Here is a 17,456-nt window from a genome sequence, read left to right on the forward strand (position 1 = left end):
GCTGTGGACGACGCCCGCCCGGCCGCGGCTGGGGGCACCGTCCGCGCGTCGCCGCGCCCGCGCGATCCCAGGCCACCCCGAGCGTTGTGGGTACAGAACACGCCGGCTGTTCGACGAAACGGCCGGCGTGTTCTGTACCCACAACAGGTGGGTCAGTCGGGGTGGCGCTCCAGCAGCGCGTCCTCGAGCTCCTCGTCCGTGGGCCGGCGCCGGCGCTCGGGCCGCCGGGCGCGCACCGCGGACCCGCCCGTGCCGGCGTCGCCGGCGGCCTCGGCCTCGGCGAGCAGCAGGTCGCCAGCGGTCACGCTGTCGCCGCGGGTCTCGCGCCGCCACAGCAGCACGTAGCCGGCCACCGCGCCGAGGGCGAAGACGCACCACTGGAACGTGTACGACAGGTGCGAGCCCGGGTCCGTGTCGGGCGGCGGCAGCGCGCCGAGCGCCTCCGCCGGCGCGGGGTCCTCGGAGCGCAGCTGCCCGTACGCCTCCACGGTGCGGCCCTCGGCCCAGCCCGCACCCCCCGGCCCCGCGGCCAGCACCTGGCTCGTCGCGATCGCCTGCACCTGCCCCGGCGCGGCGCCGCGGCTGGACGCAGGCTCGTCCGCGCGGAGCGTCACGACGATCGTCACGGGCCCGGCCGGCGGCTCGGGCACGGCGTCCGGGCGGCTCGCGTCCTCGCCGAGCAGCACGAACCCGCGGTCCACCACGAGCACCGTGCCGTCGTCGGACTCGAACGGCACGAGCACGTGGAAGCCCGGCGTGCTGTTCACGGGACGGTTGCGCAGCAGCACGGTGGCCTCGGGGACGTACCGCCCGGTGAGCGTCGCCGGGCGCCACACGTCGTCGGCGGCCAGGGCCGCTCCCGGACCGGGCAGGATCTCGCCGAGGGGGGCCGCCGGCGCGGAGTAGTTCGACTCGACCAGCTGGATCTGCGTCGTCCGGTCGGTGTAGCGGTGCCACTGCCACACCGCCGCCAGCACGCACAGCGCCGCCAGCACGACGGCGCCGACGCCGAGCGTGACCCACTGGCGGCGCGTCCGCGGCGAGCGGGCGGCGGCCGGGGCCGGGGGAGCGGCCGTCACGGCCGCGCGTCCGGGTCGGTGCGGTCCAGCTCGTCGGTCGGCACGGTCTGCTTCCAGAACCCTCGGCGCGACAGGAAGTCCTCGAGGTGGTCCCGGTGGGAGTCGCACGCGAGCCACACCTTGCGGCGCTCGGGCGTGTGCAGCTTCGGGTTGTTCCACAGCAGCCCCCAGGCGGCGGACTCGCGGCAGCCCTTGGCGGAGCACAGCAGCTCGCCCTCGGCCACCGGGTCGGGTCGCAGGAGGTCGATCACGGGTTCTCCTCGTCGTCGGGCTTCGCAGCGTCGGGCTTCGCAGCGTCGGGCTTCGTGGCGTCGGGCTTCGCAGCGTCGGGCCCGGTCGCGTCGCGCGGGGCGCCGGGCCCGTCGTCCGCGGGGTCCGGCACGTGCTCGATGACGACGTGGCGCTCCCTCGGCTCGGGCGCGGTCGGCGCCTCCGGCAGCGCCTGCGGCTGCTGCGGCGGCAGGGGCGGCACCTCACGGCTGGTGCGGTCGCGCCCGGCGTTGGCGAAGAGCACCGCCACGTACGGGATGACGACCGCCCCGACGACGAGGACCCAGCGCACCCAGTGGTCGATCGCGACGGCGCCGGCGAGGCACACGACACGGATGCCCATCTGGACGAGGTAGCGGCGCGTACGACGCGACTGGTCCTCCGACAGGCCCTGGGGCGCGCTCGTGATGGAGTGCACCTCGTGGTCCGGATCGTCGCCGTGCCCGGAGCGCGACGACGTCGCGCGCGTGCTGCTCACCGTCCCAGTCTAGGCGGGCCCGCGCGGCCCGCAGGACCCGCCCGGCGGCGGCCCGGCCCCGCCATGGCCCGCCTTCGACCGTTGTAGGAAACCGACAAGTCCGCGACGCGATGCGGTCAGCGCCGTGCGCACGCCGCGCCGGGGCGCGCCGGTACCGTCACCACCGGACCAGAGCGCGGACCTGCCCCGACGGGCGGGCCCGCGCGCCGCCCGAGGAGAGGACCCCCGTGACCGTACCGAGCCCGCAGGCCACCACCCAGGCCGCCCCCCAGGGGCAGGACGGCGCCGCGCCGGCCCGCGTCGTCGTCGTCACCGGCGCCGCGCGGGGCATCGGCCGCTCGATCGCGGAGCGGTTCGTCGCCGCCGGCGACACCGTGGCGACCCTCTACCGCGGCGGCGACCTGCCGCAGGGCGTGCACGGCTACGTGGCCGACGTCACCGACAGCGCCGCGGTGGACGCGGCGTTCGCCGCGATCGAGAAGGACCTCGGCCCGGTCGAGGTGCTCGTCGCCAACGCGGGCGTGACGCGCGACGGCCTGCTCATGCGCATGTCCGACGACGACTTCACCGCCGTGCTGGACGTCAACCTCACGGGCACCTTCCGCTGCGTGCGCCGCGCCGCCAAGGGCATGATCCGGCTGCGCCGCGGCCGCATCGTGCTGGTCGGCTCGGTCGTCGGCCTCTACGGCGGGCCGGGGCAGGTCAACTACTCCTCCTCCAAGGCCGCGCTGGTCGGCATGGCCCGCTCGATCACCCGCGAGCTCGGCGGGCGCGGGATCACGGCCAACGTCGTGGCCCCGGGCTACGTCGAGACCGACATGACGGCCGCGCTGCCCGAGGACACCCAGGCGCAGTACAAGACGGCGATCCCGGCGGGGCGGTTCGCCGCGGCCGACGAGGTGGCCGGCGTCGTGCAGTTCCTCGCCTCCGACGCCGCGGCGTACGTCAGCGGCGCCGTGATCCCCGTCGACGGCGGCCTCGGCATGGGCCACTGACGCTCGCGCACGACCGGGGCGCGGCCGGACCGCGCCCCGGTCCCCTCGCTGGTCGCGGCCCCGGCCGCGACCGCCCGGCGGCACGTCGTACCCCGGCGGTGCCGCTACGCTCCCTTCTGCACACGTTCACCGAAAGGTCATCATGGGTCTGCTCGACGGCAAGAAGCTCCTCGTCACCGGGGTGCTCACCGACAGCTCGATCGCGTTCCACGCGGCGCGCCTCGCCCAGGAGGAGGGCGCCGAGGTCGTGCTCTCGTCGTTCGGCCGCCAGATGAAGCTCACGCAGGCGTTCGCCAAGCGGCTGCCGGCCGAGGCGCCGGTGGTCCAGCTCGACGTGACCGACGCGGCGGACCTCGAGAACCTCGCCGACGCCGTGCGCGAGCACGTCGACCACCTCGACGGCGTGGTCCACTCGATCGGCTTCGCCCCGCAGTCCGTGATGGGCGGCAACTTCCTCTCGGGCTCCTGGGAGGACGTCGCCACGGCGCTGCAGGTCTCGACCTTCTCGTACAAGTCGCTGGCCGTGGCCGCCAAGCCGCTCATGACGGACGGCGGCGCCGTCGTCGGCCTGACCTTCGACGCGCAGTTCGCCTGGCCGGTCTACGACTGGATGGGCGTCGCCAAGGCCGGCCTGGAGTCGGCCAACCGCTACCTGGCCCGCGACCTGGGCCCGGACGGCATCCGCTGCAACCTCGTCTCGGCCGGCCCGATCCGCACCACCGCGGCCAAGTCGATCCCCGGCTTCGAGACGATGGAGGACGCCTGGCCGCGCCGGGCGCCCCTGGGCTGGGACCAGACCACGGCCGAGCCCGCCGCCCGTGCGGTGTGCGCGCTGCTGTCCGACTGGTTCCCCGCCACCACCGGCGAGATCGTGCACGTCGACGGCGGCGTGCACGCGATGGGGCAGTAGGCCCCACCCCTGCGACGTCCGGACCCGAGGGAGACGATGACCGCACGACGGCTCGTGCTGCTGCGGCACGCCAAGGCCGAGCCCGCCCGGGGCCAGGTCCCCGACGACATGCGCCCCCTGGCGCTGCGCGGGCGCAGCCAGGCGGGCGCCGTCGGCAAGGCGCTTGCCGCGGCCTCTCTCGTCCCGGACGTCGCGCTCGTCTCGACGGCGCTGCGCACCCGCCAGACCTGGGAGCTGCTCTCGTCCCACCTGGGCGACCCCGGCGTCGACGTCCGGCTGCGCCCGGAGCTCTACGAGGCGTCCGTCGCCGACGTGCTCGCGCTGGTGCGCGGGCTGGACCCGCACGTGCGCACCGTCCTCGTCGTCGGGCACGAGCCCACCATGGCGGCCGCGGCGGCGCACCTGGCCGCCCCGGGGTCGGACGACGCGGCGCTCGCGCAGGTGCGGGTCGGCGTGCCGACCGCCACCTGGTCGCTGCTGCGGTCGGACGCCGAGTGGGCGGGGTGGGGCCGCGCCGGCGCCCACCTCGCCGAGGTGTCCCGGCCGGGGGACTGACCAGCCCAAGAGCCGACCGGCCCGGGGTGCTGACGCCGGGGCCCCGCTCTGGCAGTATCCCGCTCATGTCCACCGTGAACGGGCCCCAGCGCCCCGGTGCGCCCGCCGCGGCCACCCCCGACGCGCCGCCGCCGGCGGGCCTCGCCGTCGAGCTCAACGCGCTCAACACGATCGACGAGGCCGAGCGCAAGGGCCGGCCCCGCAGCCTGTTCTGGCCGTGGTTCGGCGCCAACGTCTCGGTGCTCGGCCTGGGCTACGGCTCCTACCTGCTCGGCTTCGCCGTCTCGTTCTGGCAGGCGGTGGCCGTCGGCGTCGTCGGCATCGTCGTGTCGTTCCTGTTCTGCGGGTTCATCTCGCTGGCCGGTCGCCGCGGCTCCGCGCCGACGATGGTGCTCTCGCGCGCCGCGTTCGGCGTGCGCGGCAACGCCCTGCCGTCCTTCCTGTCGTGGGTCCTCACCGTGGGCTGGGAGACCGTGCTGGTCGCGCTGGCGACGCTCGCCACCTCCACGGTGCTGGGCCAGCTCGGCTGGGGCGGCGGCACCGTGACGCAGGTCGTCACGCTGGTCGTGGTGGCCGCCGTGGTGGTCGCCGCCGGGGTGTTCGGCTTCGACCTCGTGATGCGCCTGCAGGTGCTGATCACCGTGCTCACGGGCGTGCTCACGCTCGTGTACGTGCTGCTCGTCCTCGACCACGTCGACTGGTCGGCCGTGGCGGCGGTCCCGGCCGGGGGAGCGCCGCAGGTCGTCGGCGGGCTGGTGTTCATGATGACCGGGTTCGGCCTCGGCTGGGTGAACATGGCGGCCGACTACTCCCGCTACCTGCCGCGCAGCAGCTCGGGCCGCGCCGTCGTCGGCTGGACGACGTTCGGCGCCTCGCTGGCGCCGGTCGTGCTGCTGGTCTTCGGCCTGCTCCTGGCCGGCTCCGACCCGGAGCTCAACGCGGCCATCGGCGCCGACCCCATCGGCGCGCTGTCGACGCTGCTGCCGACGTGGTTCCTGATCCCGTTCGCGGTCGTGGCGCTCGCCGGCCTGGTCGGGGGAGCGGCCCTCGACATCTACTCCTCGGGCCTGGCGCTGCTGTCGCTGGGCCTGCCGGCCCCCCGCTGGGTGGCCGCGCTGATCGACGGCGTGCTCATGGTGCTCGGCGCGACCTACATCGTGTTCGTCGCCGACTCGTTCATCGGCCCGTTCCAGGGCTTCCTCATCACCCTCGGCGTGCCGATCGCCGCCTGGTGCGGGGTGCTCCTGGCGGACATCCTGCTGCGCCGCCGCGACTACGCCGACGCCGAGCTCTACGACGCCCGCGGCCGCTACGGCGCCGTGCGCTGGAGCGCCGTCGCGCTCGTCGTGGTGGGCACGGTGCTCGGCTGGGGCCTGGTGACCAACGCCTCCGCGCCGTGGCTGGCGTGGCAGGGCTACCTGCTCGGCCCGCTCGGCGGCACCGAGGGCAGTTGGGCGTTCGCGAACCTCGGCGTGCTCGTGTCCCTGGTGGTCGGCTTCGCCGGCACGCTCGCGCTGACCGCGCGCGCCGTGCGGCACCAGGAGGGCCGGTGAGCGGCGTCGCCGCGGCCGGCCCGGGCACGACGCCGCCGGCGGCGCCCGGCCCGGACGCCGCGCTGGTGCTCGTCGACCTGCAGAACGTGTTCGCCCACCCGCCGAGCCCGTGGGCCGCGCCGGGCTGGGCGCCGGCGCTGGCCGGCGTGCGGCGGTTGCTGCCGGCGTTCGCCGGGCGCACGGTGTTCACGCGGTACGTCGCGCCGCGGCGGCCCGAGGGGGCCTGGCGCGCCTACTTCGAGGACTGGCCGTTCGCGCTCGTGCCGCCGGACGACCCGCTGTACGCGATCGTCGACGAGCTCGCCGGCGACGCGGCGGGCGCGCCGACGGTCACCGCCACGACGTTCGGCAAGTGGGGCCCGGAGCTCGACGCCGCCACCGGCGGGGCGGGCGACCTGGTGCTCGCCGGCGTCTCCACCGACTGCTGCGTGCTGTCGACGGCGCTGGCCGCGGCCGACGCCGGACGCCGGGTGCTGGTGGCGGCCGACGCGTGCGCCGGCGCGAGCGACGCCGACCACGAGCGGGCACTGGCCGCGATGCGGCTGTACGCGCCGCTCGTCGAGGTGACCACCGTCGACGCCGTGCTCGCCGGCCGGTGAGCACCAGCCGCCGGGCGCCGCGCCGCTGAGCGTCGGCCGCTCGGCGGGCGGGCGTCAGACGCGGGCGGCCTCGGCGCGCTCGACGACGTCGAGCACCTCGTCGAGGCGGCCGTCGAGCGCCCACGGCGCCTGGGCCCGCACCACCGGCTTGGCCCGGAACGCGATGCCGACGCCGGCGGCGGCGATCATCTCGAGGTCGTTGGCGCCGTCGCCCACCGCGACGGTGTCCTCGATCCGCACGCCCTCGGCGTCGGCCCACGCGCGCAGCGTCGTGGCCTTGACCGTGCGGTCGACGACCGGGCCGAGGGTGCGGCCGGTCAGCACGCCGTCGGCCACCTCCAGGCGGTTGGCCCGGACCCGGGTGATGCCCAGCGACGCGGCGAGCGGCTCGACGATCTCGGCGAACCCGCCGGAGACCAGGCCGAACGCCCACCCGCGGTCCCGGCACCCGGCCACGAGCTCGGCCGCGCCGGGCGTGAGGACGACGGCGTCGCGCACCGCGTCGAAGACGCTCACCGGCAGGCCCGCGAGCGTGGCCACCCGCGCGCGCAGCGACGCGGCGAAGTCGAGCTCGCCGCGCATGGCGCGCTCGGTGACCTCGGCGACCTGCTCGCGCGTGCCGGCGTGCTCGGCGAGGAGCTCGACGACCTCCTGCAGGATGAACGTCGAGTCGACGTCGGTCACGACGAGGCGCCGGCGGGCGCCGGTGCCGCGGCGCCCGGCGTCCTCGTCGTGACGGGCGCCGGTGGGGGTGGAGCCGTGGGGGGTGCTGTCAGGCAACGACCGTTCCCTTCGGGACGACGGTGATCCCCGACTCGGTGACGGTGAAGCCGCGGGCCAGGTCCTCCTCGTGGTCGACGCCCACCCTGGCCCGCTCGCCCACGACGACGTTCTTGTCGAGGATCGCGTGGTGGATCTGGGCGTGCCGGTGCACCTGGACCCCGTCGAAGAGGACGGCGTCGGTGACCGTGGCCCACGAGTGCAGGTGCACGCCCGGGGACAGGATGGACCCTGCGACGGTCGCGCCGGAGACGAGCACACCAGGCGAGACGATCGAGTCGGCGGCGTGGCCCAGGCGCCCGGGCCCGGCGTGCACGAACTTCGCCGGCGGCAGGCCGGTGTAGCCCGTGTAGAGCGGCCACTCGTCGTTGTAGAGGTTGAACACCGGCTGGATCGCCATGAGGTCCTTGTTGGCCTCGAAGAACGCCTCGACCGTGCCGACGTCGCGCCAGTAGTCCCGGTCCCGGTCGGTGGAGCCGGGCACGTCGTTGCGGATGAAGTCGTAGACGCCGGCGGTGCCCTCGGCGACGAAGGCGGGCACGATGTCGCCGCCCATGTCGTGGCGGGAGTCGGGGTTGGCGGCGTCCTTGGTGACGGCCTCGACGAGGGCGTCCGCGTCGAAGACGTAGTTGCCCATCGACGCCAGGACCTCCTGCGGGGAGTCCGGCAGGCCGACGGGGTTGGTCGGCTTCTCGAGGAAGTCGCGGATGCGGGTGGGGTCGGCGGGGTCGACGTCGATCACGCCGAACTGGTCGGCCAGGGCGATGGGCTGGCGGATCGCCGCCACGGAGGCGCGGGCACCCGACTCGATGTGCGCCTCCACCATCTGGGAGAAGTCCATGCGGTAGACGTGGTCGGCGCCGACCACGACCACGATGTCGGGTCGCTCGTCGTCGATGATGTTGAGGCACTGGTAGATCGCGTCGGCGCTGCCGAGGTACCAGTGCTTGCCGACGCGCTGCTGCGCCGGGACCGTGGAGACGTAGTTGCCCAGCAGGGGCGACATCCGCCACGTCTTGGAGATGTGGCGGTCCAGCGAGTGGGACTTGTACTGGGTGAGCACGACGACGCGCAGGTAGCGGGAGTTGATCACGTTCGACAGCGCGAAGTCGATGAGGCGGTAGATGCCGCCGAACGGCACCGCCGGCTTGGCGCGCTGCGCCGTGAGCGGCATGAGCCTCTTGCCCTCTCCGCCGGCGAGGACGATCGCGAGCACGCGGGGGTTGTGCACCATGCACTGACGATAGAGCCAGCGTCGTCCTTCCGCTGGTCGGAGCCACGGCGCGCCGCGGGCGCCGAGCCGCGTGCGCGCGCGAGCGTCGCTACCGTGGCCCCGTGACCACCAGCCGCCTGCGCGTCGACCTGCTGACCCGCGAGTACCCGCCGCACGTCTACGGGGGCGCCGGCGTGCACGTCGCCGAGCTCTCCGCCGTCCTGCGCCCGCACGCCGACGTGCGGGTGCGCTGCTTCGACGGGCCGCGCGACCCGGCGACGGAGGGCGTCACCGGCTACTCCGTGCCGGGCGAGCTGACGGGCGCCAACGCGGCCCTGGCCACGCTCGGCGTCGACCTGCAGATGGCCGACGACGTCGCCGGGGCCGACCTCGTGCACTCGCACACCTGGTACGCCAACATGGCCGGCCACCTGGGCGGCCTGCTGCACGGCGTCCCGCACGTCGTCTCGGCGCACTCCCTCGAGCCGCTGCGGCCGTGGAAGGCCGAGCAGCTCGGCGGCGGGTACGCCCTGTCGAGCTGGGCCGAGCGCACCGCCTACCTGGGCGCGGCGGGCATCATCGCCGTCTCGGCGGGGATGCGGGCGGACATCCTGCGCGTGTACCCGGAGCTCGACCCCGAGCGGGTGCACGTGGTGCACAACGGGATCGACCTGGCCGGGTGGGTGCGTCCGCCGGCCGGTGATGCGGACGCCGAGGCGACGGTGCGCCGCCTCGGGATCGACCCCGAGCGGCCCGCGGTCGTGTTCGTCGGGCGGATCACCCGCCAGAAGGGCCTGCCGTACCTGCTGCGCGCGGCCGAGGTGCTCCCGCGCGACGTGCAGCTCGTGCTGTGCGCCGGCGCGCCCGACACCCCGGAGATCCTCGCGGAGGTCAAGGAGCTCGTCGCGCGGCTGCGCACCGCGCGCGGCGGCGGGGCCGGGGACGACGCGGGCGTGGTGTGGATCGAGGAGATGCTGCCGCGGCCCGACCTCGTCGCGGTGCTCGCCGCGAGCACGGTGTTCGTGTGCCCGTCGGTCTACGAGCCGCTCGGGATCGTCAACCTCGAGGCGATGGCGGTCGGCCTGCCGGTGGTGGGCACCGCGACCGGCGGCATCCCCGAGGTGGTCGACGACGGCGTCACCGGGGCCCTCGTGCCGATCGAGCAGGCCGACGACGGCACCGGCACGCCGCTCGACCCGGACCGGTTCGTGGCCGACCTGGGCGAGGCGCTGCTGAGCGTCCTGGCCGACCCGGCGCGGGCGGCCGAGATGGGCGCCGCGGGGCGCCGACGGGCGGAGGACCACTTCGCCTGGGCGGCGATCGCCGAGCGGACGATGGACGTCTACCACCGGGTGCTCGAGGGCGCCTGACGGCGCCGCCGGACCAGGGCGCCCGGGCGGGACCCGTCAGCCGTCGACGCGAGAGTACGTCGACGCGAGAGTACTCAGCCGTCGACGCGAGCGTACGAGGCGGCGGCGAGCGCGTGCCGCGCCGTGCGGGCCACCTCGCGCAGGGCGGTCGACCGCTGGTCGGCCTGCCAGAGGTTGACGGCGCCGCCGTCGTCCGCCGTGGCCAGGTCGACGATGGCGAGCAGCCGCGACGCGAGCTGCAGCACCCGGGCCCGGCGGCCGTCCAGCGGCGGCACGGGCCACGACGACGTCGAGGAGCGGCGCACCGCCTCGATCGCGTCCGCCGCGTCGTCGCGCCAGCGGGCGACGTCGAGCGTGTCGAGCGCCTCGGTGGCGGTGATGAGCGAGGTGCGCAGCTCCCGCTCGGCGTCGGCGAGCGAGCCCACCGCGCCGGCCACCGCCGTCGACCAGGCCGGCACCGGCACGACCTGCCACTCGACGAGATGGCCCGTCTCGAGCGCGCTGCCGAACGCGGTGATCCGGGGGACCGCCGCCCACGCGCCGCCCGGGGTCGCGACGAGCACGCACTCGCCCGCCTCGGTGGCGTCGTGCGTCGCGGGGACGGGCACGCCGGCCGGGTCACCGGGGGCGGGCAGGACGGCGCAGACCTCGCGCGGGCCGGACGACCACGCCGCGACCAGGTCCTTGAGCCCGGCGGCGTCGTCGCCGAAGCCCGGCAGGCCCATGACCGTGTGCGGCTCGTCGTCGTCCTGCACGGAGCGGACGGCCACGCCCGGGGCCGCGCCCACGGCCTGCAGCCACAGCGCGAGCACCGTGCTGCGGGTCAGGGCGACAGGGTCGGCGGACACGGCGCCCAGGGTACCGGCGCGGGCCCGGGAGCGATACGTCGCTCCGGTAAGGTCGCCCGCATGACCACGGTTCTCGACCTGAAGGGCGTCACCGTCCGACGCGGCACCGCCACGATCCTCGACTCGGTGGACTGGCAGGTGAACGAGGGCGAGCGCTGGGTGGTCCTGGGCCCCAACGGCGCCGGCAAGACGACGCTGATGCAGATCGTCGCGGCGCGCATGCACCCCACCTCGGGCACGGCCCAGCTGCTGGACGCGACGCTCGGCAAGGTCGACGTGTTCGAGCTGCGGCCCCGGATCGGCCTGTCGTCGGCCGCGCTGGCCGAGCGCATCCCCGGCTCGGAGACGGTGCGCGACGTGGTCCTCACCGCGGCCTACGGCGTCACGGGGCGCTGGCGCGAGGAGTACGAGGAGCTCGACGCCGAGCGCGCCGCGGACCTGCTCGCCGCGTTCGACGTCGACCACCTGGCCGACCGCACGTACGGCACGCTGTCCGAGGGCGAGCGCAAGCGCGTGCAGATCGCCCGGGCGCTGATGACCGATCCCGAGCTGCTGCTGCTCGACGAGCCCGCCGCCGGGCTCGACCTGGGCGGCCGAGAGGAGCTCGTCGGGGCGCTGTCCGAGCTGGCGGGTCACCCGGCGTCGCCGGTCCTGGTCCTCGTGACCCACCACGTCGAGGAGATCCCGCCGGGCTTCACGCACCTGCTGCTGCTCGGTCCGCACGGGCGCATCCACGCCGCCGGCCCGCTCGAGGACGTGCTCACCGCGGAGAACCTGTCCGGCGCCTTCGGCGTCGAGCTGCTCGTCGCCCACGGCGGCGGCCGCTGGCTCGCGCGGGCGGCCCGCTCGGCCGCCACCACCGCCCGGCACTGAACCGCTGCCGGCACCGAGCCGCGGCCGGCACCGAGCCGCGGCCGGCGCAGAGCCGCGGCCGGCGCCGAGCCGCCGGGCCGGGGCACGCCCGGGACGCATCCCGCCAGGTGACGGCGTCGTGTCGAGTTCCACGACGTCGCACGAGTTGGTAATGTCCTGGTCAAAGCCTGAGCAGGCGGGGGACGGCGAAGGGGACGGCCATGGAGTGGCTGTGGTGGGTCGGGGCGGCACTGGTGCTCGCCCTCGTCGAGATCGTCTCGCTCGACCTCGTGCTGATCATGCTCGCCGGCGGCGCCCTCGCCGGCGGCGTCGCGAGCGCGGCGGGCGCCCCGCTGTGGCTCCAGCTCGTCATCGCGGCGGTGACCTCGGTCCTGCTGCTGGTGACCCTGCGCCCGTGGCTGCTGCGGCACCTGCGCGACCGCGTGCCGCTCACCGAGACCAACGCCGCGGCGCACGTCGGGCGGCCCGCCGTCGTCGTCAGCGAGGTCTCCGAGCTCGGCGGCCGTGTCAAGCTCATGGGCGAGGTCTGGAGCGCCCGGCTGCCCGACGACGGCGTCCCCGGCGTGAGCGCCGTGCTGCCCGTGGGCACCGAGGTGCTCGTGGTGCGCATCGACGGCGCCACCGCGGTGGTCGAGCCCCGCACCGTCTGAAACCTCCGGGCGACGCGGTCGTCCGGCTCGCTGGACCGCACGATCCGACAGAAAGGGACCGCCGTGTCCGACTTCCAGCCCGGGACGATCGTCCTGTACCTGGTCCTCCTGCTGATCCTCATCTTCGTCGTCGTGGCGCTGGTCAAGGCGGTCCGCATCGTGCCGCAGGCCACGGCGCTGATCGTCGAGCGGCTCGGGCGCTACTCGCGGACCCTCGAGCCCGGCCTGCACCTGCTGGTGCCGTTCATCGACCGGGTGCGCGCCGGCGTGGACCTGCGCGAGCAGGTCGTGTCCTTCCCGCCGCAGCCGGTGATCACCTCGGACAACCTCGTGGTGAGCATCGACACCGTCATCTACTTCCAGGTGACCGACCCGAAGTCGGCGGTCTACGAGATCGCCAACTACATCACCGCCATCGAGCAGCTGACGGTCACCACGCTGCGCAACGTCATCGGCTCGATGGACCTCGAGCAGACGCTCACCAGCCGCGACCAGATCAACGGCCAGCTGCGCGGCGTGCTCGACGAGGCCACGGGCCGCTGGGGCATCCGCGTCAACCGGGTCGAGCTCAAGTCGATCGACCCGCCGGCGAGCGTGCAGGGGTCGATGGAGCAGCAGATGCGCGCCGAGCGTGACCGCCGCGCCGCGATCCTCACGGCCGAGGGCGTCAAGCAGTCGCAGATCCTCACCGCCGAGGGCGAGAAGCAGTCGGCGATCCTGCGGGCCGAGGGCGACGCGCAGGCCCAGGTGCTGCGCGCCGAGGGCGAGGCCCGCGCCATCCTCCAGGTGTTCGACGCCATCCACACCGGTGACGCCGACCCGAAGCTGCTGGCCTACCAGTACCTGCAGATGCTTCCCCAGATCGCCAACGGCACCGCCTCCAAGCTCTGGGTCGTGCCCACGGAGTTCACCGCCGCGCTCGGCTCCATCTCCAAGGGCTTCGGGGGCTCCGGCGTCCCCGGCGTGCCCACCCCGCCGGCCGAGGGCGCCGGCGAGGAGACCGAGGCCGTCCGCGCGCTGCGTCGCGAGCGGATGGAGACCCTGGGCGGGGCGGCGCTGACCGACCCGGCCGAGGCGCTGCGCGAGGCCAAGCGGCAGTCCGAGGCGGCCACCGCGGACGCGACGAGCTCGGGCACCCGCTCGGGGCTGCCGTTCAACCCGGCCACGGAGGCCGGCCAGCGCCCGTCGGGCGAGCAGGAGCCGCCGCTGCCGCCGACCGAGCCGCAGCCGCACGCCTGACGCCGCGCGGGCCGGCGGGCCGGACCGCGGGGGCCCGGGAGCACGCGCTCCCGGGCCCCCGTCGTCGTGCGTGGTGCTCGCGCGGCGCCCCCGCCTGACGCCCCGCCTGACGCCGAGAGCGGACGGCCCGGCATTGCCGTGGACGGCGCCAGCGCCGCGGGTGGAGGCTGTCCCAGCGGGACGATCGAGAGACCTGGAGCCCGGATGCTCGTCCGACTGGCACGGACCTACCTGCGCCCCTACGGCGGTGCCGTCGCGGCGCTGCTCGTGCTGCAGCTGCTGCAGACGCTCGCGTCGCTCTACCTGCCGACGCTCAACGCCGACATCATCGACGAGGGCGTCGTGCAGGGCGACGCCGCCTACATCCTGCGCACCGGGGGCTGGATGCTCGGCGTCAGCCTGCTGCAGGTGCTCTGCGCCGTCGGCGCCGTGGCGCTCGGCGCCCGCGCCGCCACCGCGTTCGGGCGCGACCTGCGGCGTGACGTCTTCGACGCCGTGCAGGACTTCTCGGCGCGCGAGGTCGGCCGGCTCGGCGCCCCGAGCCTCATCACGCGGACCACCAACGACGTCCAGCAGATCCAGATGCTCGTGCTGATGACCTGCACCGTCATCGTGGCGGCGCCGATCATGCTCGTCGGCGGGGTGGTCATGGCGCTGCGGGAGGACATGGAGCTGTCCGGCCTGCTGGTCGTGGTCGTGCCGGTCCTCGGTGCCGTCATGGGCCTGCTGCTGTGGCGGATGGTGCCGTACTTCCGGCAGATGCAGGGGCGCATCGACGCGATCAACGGGGTGCTGCGCGAGCAGGTCACCGGCCTGCGCGTGGTGCGGGCGTTCGTGCGCGAGCGGCGCGAGACCGAGCGGTTCGGCGAGGCGAACGCGCGCCTGTACGACGCCTCGCTCGGCGCCGGGAAGCTCATGGCCCTGGCGTTCCCCGCGGTCATGCTGGTCGTCAACGTCTCCAGCGTGGGCGTGCTGTGGTTCGGGGCCCAGCGCATCGACGCGGGCGAGATGCAGGTCGGGGCGCTGACGGCGTTCCTGTCCTACCTGATGTTCATCCTCATGGCCGTGATGATGTCGACGATGATGATCATGATGGCGCCGCGCGCGGCCGTCGCCGCCGAGCGCGTCGCCGAGGTCCTGGACACCGAGACCTCGGTCGCCGAGCCGGCCCGGCCCACCCCGCTGGCCGCGCTGGCGGGCGGCGCCGGCCCGCGCGGGGAGGTCCGCTTCGAGGGCGTCGGGTTCCGCTACCCCGGGGCGGACGCCCCCGTGCTGCACGACCTGACGTTCACCGCCCGGCCGGGCACCGTCACCGCCGTCGTCGGCTCCACCGGCGCCGGCAAGACGACCCTGCTCAACCTCGTGCCGCGGCTGTTCGACGCCACGGCGGGGCGCGTGCTCGTCGACGGCGTCGACGTGCGCGACCTGACGACGGCGGACCTCGGCTCGCTGCTCGGGCTGGTGCCGCAGAAGGCCTTCCTGTTCAGCGGGACGGTGGCGAGCAACCTGCGCTACGGCGCACCGGACGCCACCGAGGACGAGATGTGGGAGGCCCTGGAGGTGGCGCAGGCGCGCGACTTCGTCGCGGCGCTGCCGGCGGGCCTCGAGGCACCCGTCACGCAGGGCGGCAGCACGTTCTCCGGTGGCCAGCGCCAGCGGCTCGCGATCGCCCGCGCGGTGGTCCGCCGCCCGCGCGTGTACCTCTTCGACGACTCGTTCTCCGCGCTCGACTACGCCACCGACGCCCGTCTGCGCGCCGCCCTGCGGCCGCGCACCGCGGACGCGACCGTGCTCGTCGTCGCCCAGCGCGTGGCCACCGTCCGCGACGCCGACCAGATCCTCGTGCTCGAGCGCGGACGGGTCGTCGGGCGCGGCACCCACGCCGAGCTGCTCGCGGGCAACGCGACCTACCAGGAGATCGTGACCTCCCAGATGTCCCTCGAGGAGGCGGCGTGAGCGCCGGGCGGCCCCCGGGGGCGACCCCGGGCGCGCCCCCCGCGCCGCCGGGCGGCACCGCGGCCGGGGCGCCGGCCGCCGCCCGCTTCGGCCCGCCGCGGCGCGGGCCCGGCGCGGGCCCGATGGGGATGGGCGCGCCCGTGGCGAAGGCGACGGACTTCCGCGGGTCGCTGCTGCGGTTCGCCCGGTCCATGCGGCCCGAGCGGGCGCGGGTGGTGCTGCTGACGCTGTGCGGCGTCGTCTCGGTCGCGCTCGCCGTCGTGGGCCCACGGGTGCTCGGCGCGGCCACGAACGTGATCTTCGAGGGCGCCGTCGGCGCGATGCTCGGGCGCACCGTGCCGGCCGGCACGCCGGTCGACGAGGTCGTGACGGACCTGCGCGCCCGGGGCGAGGAGCGCATGGCCGACATGCTCGCCGCGATGGACCACGTCGTCGTCGGGCAGGGCGTGGACCTCGGGCGCCTGGGCCCGATCCTGCTGGCCGCGCTGGCGGTCTACGCGGGGGCGTTCGTGTTCGGCTGGCTGCAGGCGCGGGTCATGACGGTGGCGGTGCAGAACACCGTGCGCCGCCTGCGCGACGAGGTCGAGGCGAAGCTGCACCGCGTCCCGCTGTCCCACGTCGACTCCCAGCAGCGCGGCGAGATCCTCTCGCGCGTCACCAACGACATCGACAACGTCGCCCAGACGACCACCCAGACCCTCGCCCAGCTCGTCACGTCGCTGCTGACGGTGGTGGGCGTGCTGGCGATGATGTTCTCCATCTCCTGGGTGCTCGCGCTCGTCGCGCTCGTCACCGTGCCGCTGTCGGTCCTCGTGACCACCCGGATCGCCCGGCACAGCCAGCCGCAGTTCGTGGCGCAGTGGGCGGCGACCGGGCGGCTCAACGCCCACGTCGAGGAGATGTTCACCGGGCACGCCCTGGTGCGGGTCTACGGCCGCCGGCAGGACGCCGCCGCGCGGTTCCGCGAGGAGAACGAGGCGCTCTACGAGTCCTCCCGCCGGGCGCAGCTCATCTCCGGCACCATCCAGCCGGCCATGGGGTTCATCGCCAACCTCAACTACGTCGTCGTCGCCGTCGTGGGCGGCCTGCGCGTGGCCTCCGGGACGCTGAGCCTGGGCGACGTGCAGGCGTTCATCCAGTACTCGCGGCAGTTCACGCAGCCGCTCACGCAGATCGCCTCGATGATGAACCTGCTGCAGTCCGGCGTCGCCTCGATCGAGCGCGTGCACGAGCTGCTCGACGCGCCGGAGCAGGAGCCCGACCCCGCCGCACCGCGGCGGCCCGCGCCCGTGCGCGGGCGCGTCGCGTTCGAGGACGTGTCGTTCGCCTACACCCCGGACGCGCCGCTCATCGAGCACCTGTCGCTGGTGGCCGAGCCGGGGCAGACCGTGGCGATCGTCGGGCCCACCGGCGCCGGCAAGACGACGCTGGTCAACCTGCTCCTGCGGTTCTACGAGGTGGACGGCGGGCGCATCACGCTCGACGGCGTCGACGTGCGCGCGATGACGCGCGACGACCTGCGCTCCCAGATCGGCATGGTGCTGCAGGACACCTGGCTGTTCCGCGGCACCATCGAGGAGAACCTGCGCTACGGGGCGCGCGCCGACGTCTCCGACGAGGACTTCCTCGCCGCCGCGCGCGCCACGCACGTCGACCCGTTCGTGCGCACGCTGCCCGACGGGTACGCCACCGTGCTCGACGAGGAGGGCAGCAGCCTGTCGGCGGGCGAGAAGCAGCTGCTCACCATCGCCCGGGCGTTCCTGGCCGACCCGCAGATCCTCGTGCTCGACGAGGCGACGAGCTCCGTGGACACCCGCACCGAGGTGCTCGTCCAGCAGGCGATGAGCACCCTGCGCCGCGGGCGCACGAGCTTCGTCATCGCCCACCGCCTGTCGACGATCCGCGACGCCGACGTCATCGTCGTGATGGAGGCGGGCCGGATCGTCGAGACGGGCGACCACGAGTCCCTGCTCGCCGCCGACGGCGCGTACGCGCGGCTGTACCGCTCGCAGTTCGCGGCGCCGGTGGCGGGGGAGCCGGGCGCCGTCGAGGTCTGAGGCGCCGGCGCGCCGCACGACCGCCGTGCCG

Annotated in this window: 17 protein-coding genes; 11 read left to right on the forward strand and 6 right to left on the reverse strand. The window is 75.1% G+C overall.

Going from position 1 to position 17,456, the window contains the following annotated elements:
* Positions 1-152 precede the first annotated feature (152 nt).
* From U5M74_RS09390 to U5M74_RS09400, 3 genes are read right to left on the reverse strand one after another with little or no spacing between them, the layout of a single operon-like run.
* Entirely contained in the window at positions 153-1,079 is a 927-nt protein-coding gene (locus tag U5M74_RS09390; RefSeq protein ID WP_410908377.1) for an SURF1 family protein, read from the reverse strand.
* Complete coding sequence (locus U5M74_RS09395; RefSeq protein WP_410908531.1) at positions 1,076-1,327, reverse strand: hypothetical protein; 252 nt, start codon at positions 1,325-1,327, stop codon at positions 1,076-1,078. The genes U5M74_RS09390 and U5M74_RS09395 overlap by 4 nt, the downstream gene beginning before the upstream one ends.
* Positions 1,327-1,827 (reverse strand): DUF3099 domain-containing protein, encoded by a 501-nt coding sequence (locus tag U5M74_RS09400; RefSeq protein WP_410908379.1) that lies wholly within the window; start codon positions 1,825-1,827, stop codon positions 1,327-1,329. Before U5M74_RS09400 ends, U5M74_RS09395 begins: the two co-directional genes overlap by 1 nt.
* A gap of 227 nt (positions 1,828-2,054) precedes the next feature.
* Between U5M74_RS09400 and fabG the strand changes: the two genes are divergently transcribed.
* The 5 genes from fabG (at position 2,055) to U5M74_RS09425 (ending at position 6,439) form a co-directional block, all read left to right on the forward strand.
* Complete coding sequence (gene fabG / locus U5M74_RS09405) at positions 2,055-2,822, forward strand: 3-oxoacyl-ACP reductase FabG (RefSeq protein WP_410908381.1); 768 nt, start codon at positions 2,055-2,057, stop codon at positions 2,820-2,822.
* Positions 2,823-2,964: 142 nt separating this feature from the next.
* Positions 2,965-3,732 carry an enoyl-ACP reductase FabI gene (gene fabI, locus U5M74_RS09410; protein WP_410908383.1) on the forward strand — a complete coding sequence of 256 codons (768 nt, stop codon included), beginning with the start codon at positions 2,965-2,967 and terminating at the stop codon, positions 3,730-3,732.
* A 36-nt stretch (positions 3,733-3,768) separates the two neighbouring features.
* On the forward strand, positions 3,769-4,287 hold the full coding sequence (locus U5M74_RS09415) for a SixA phosphatase family protein (protein ID WP_410908385.1): 519 nt from the start codon (positions 3,769-3,771) through the stop codon (positions 4,285-4,287).
* A 65-nt stretch (positions 4,288-4,352) separates the two neighbouring features.
* A complete protein-coding gene (locus U5M74_RS09420; protein WP_410908387.1) occupies positions 4,353-5,840 on the forward strand; it encodes a purine-cytosine permease family protein in 1,488 nt (495 codons plus the stop codon).
* Positions 5,837-6,439: a cysteine hydrolase family protein gene (locus tag U5M74_RS09425; RefSeq protein WP_410908389.1), complete on the forward strand. Its 603-nt coding sequence runs from the start codon at positions 5,837-5,839 to the stop codon at positions 6,437-6,439. Before U5M74_RS09420 ends, U5M74_RS09425 begins: the two co-directional genes overlap by 4 nt.
* A gap of 54 nt (positions 6,440-6,493) precedes the next feature.
* Here the strand turns inward: U5M74_RS09425 and serB are convergent, their stop codons facing one another.
* Together serB and glgC are read right to left on the reverse strand one after the other, a co-directional pair.
* Positions 6,494-7,123, reverse strand: a complete 630-nt coding sequence (gene serB, locus U5M74_RS09430; protein ID WP_410908533.1) for a phosphoserine phosphatase SerB — start codon at positions 7,121-7,123, stop codon at positions 6,494-6,496.
* Positions 7,124-7,211: 88 nt separating this feature from the next.
* Positions 7,212-8,453, reverse strand: coding sequence for a glucose-1-phosphate adenylyltransferase (glgC, locus tag U5M74_RS09435; RefSeq protein WP_410908391.1), 1,242 nt, complete (start codon positions 8,451-8,453; stop codon positions 7,212-7,214).
* A 116-nt stretch (positions 8,454-8,569) separates the two neighbouring features.
* Here glgC and glgA point away from each other — a divergent pair, with 116 nt between their 5' ends.
* Complete coding sequence (gene glgA / locus U5M74_RS09440) at positions 8,570-9,802, forward strand: glycogen synthase (protein ID WP_410908535.1); 1,233 nt, start codon at positions 8,570-8,572, stop codon at positions 9,800-9,802.
* A 74-nt stretch (positions 9,803-9,876) separates the two neighbouring features.
* Here glgA and U5M74_RS09445 read toward each other — a convergent pair whose 3' ends face one another.
* Positions 9,877-10,650 carry a hypothetical protein gene (locus U5M74_RS09445; RefSeq protein WP_410908393.1) on the reverse strand — a complete coding sequence of 258 codons (774 nt, stop codon included), beginning with the start codon at positions 10,648-10,650 and terminating at the stop codon, positions 9,877-9,879.
* A gap of 60 nt (positions 10,651-10,710) precedes the next feature.
* On the opposite strand from U5M74_RS09445, the gene U5M74_RS09450 reads away from it, so the two are divergent.
* The 5 genes from U5M74_RS09450 (at position 10,711) to U5M74_RS09470 (ending at position 17,425) form a co-directional block, all read left to right on the forward strand.
* Entirely contained in the window at positions 10,711-11,523 is an 813-nt protein-coding gene (locus U5M74_RS09450) for an ABC transporter ATP-binding protein (RefSeq protein ID WP_410908395.1), read from the forward strand.
* Positions 11,524-11,723: 200 nt separating this feature from the next.
* Entirely contained in the window at positions 11,724-12,173 is a 450-nt protein-coding gene (locus tag U5M74_RS09455; protein ID WP_410908397.1) for an NfeD family protein, read from the forward strand.
* A 63-nt stretch (positions 12,174-12,236) separates the two neighbouring features.
* On the forward strand, positions 12,237-13,412 hold the full coding sequence (locus tag U5M74_RS09460; protein WP_410908399.1) for an SPFH domain-containing protein: 1,176 nt from the start codon (positions 12,237-12,239) through the stop codon (positions 13,410-13,412).
* A 204-nt stretch (positions 13,413-13,616) separates the two neighbouring features.
* On the forward strand, positions 13,617-15,368 hold the full coding sequence (locus U5M74_RS09465; RefSeq protein WP_410908401.1) for an ABC transporter ATP-binding protein: 1,752 nt from the start codon (positions 13,617-13,619) through the stop codon (positions 15,366-15,368).
* Between the two features lie 122 nt (positions 15,369-15,490).
* On the forward strand, positions 15,491-17,425 hold the full coding sequence (locus U5M74_RS09470; RefSeq protein ID WP_410908537.1) for an ABC transporter ATP-binding protein: 1,935 nt from the start codon (positions 15,491-15,493) through the stop codon (positions 17,423-17,425).
* The last annotated feature ends 31 nt before the right edge of the window (positions 17,426-17,456 follow it).

This window comes from Puerhibacterium sp. TATVAM-FAB25 (genome assembly GCF_046535855.1).
In the GTDB taxonomy this organism is placed as follows: Bacteria; Actinomycetota; Actinomycetes; order Actinomycetales; family Cellulomonadaceae; genus Puerhibacterium; species Puerhibacterium variabilis_A.

What these genes read in the sequence shown, in the direction of transcription:
- U5M74_RS09420 (WP_410908387.1), top strand. Translation starts at nt 4,353, where the DNA reads ATGTCCACCGTGAACGGGCCCCAGCGCCCCGGTGCGCCCGCCGCGGCC.
- glgC (WP_410908391.1), bottom strand. Translation starts at nt 8,453, where the DNA reads ATGGTGCACAACCCCCGCGTGCTCGCGATCGTCCTCGCCGGCGGAGAG.
- U5M74_RS09415 (WP_410908385.1), top strand. Translation starts at nt 3,769, where the DNA reads ATGACCGCACGACGGCTCGTGCTGCTGCGGCACGCCAAGGCCGAGCCC.
- U5M74_RS09450 (WP_410908395.1), top strand. Translation starts at nt 10,711, where the DNA reads ATGACCACGGTTCTCGACCTGAAGGGCGTCACCGTCCGACGCGGCACC.
- U5M74_RS09465 (WP_410908401.1), top strand. Translation starts at nt 13,617, where the DNA reads ATGCTCGTCCGACTGGCACGGACCTACCTGCGCCCCTACGGCGGTGCC.
- U5M74_RS09455 (WP_410908397.1), top strand. Translation starts at nt 11,724, where the DNA reads ATGGAGTGGCTGTGGTGGGTCGGGGCGGCACTGGTGCTCGCCCTCGTC.
- U5M74_RS09470 (WP_410908537.1), top strand. Translation starts at nt 15,491, where the DNA reads ATGGGGATGGGCGCGCCCGTGGCGAAGGCGACGGACTTCCGCGGGTCG.
- fabI (WP_410908383.1), top strand. Translation starts at nt 2,965, where the DNA reads ATGGGTCTGCTCGACGGCAAGAAGCTCCTCGTCACCGGGGTGCTCACC.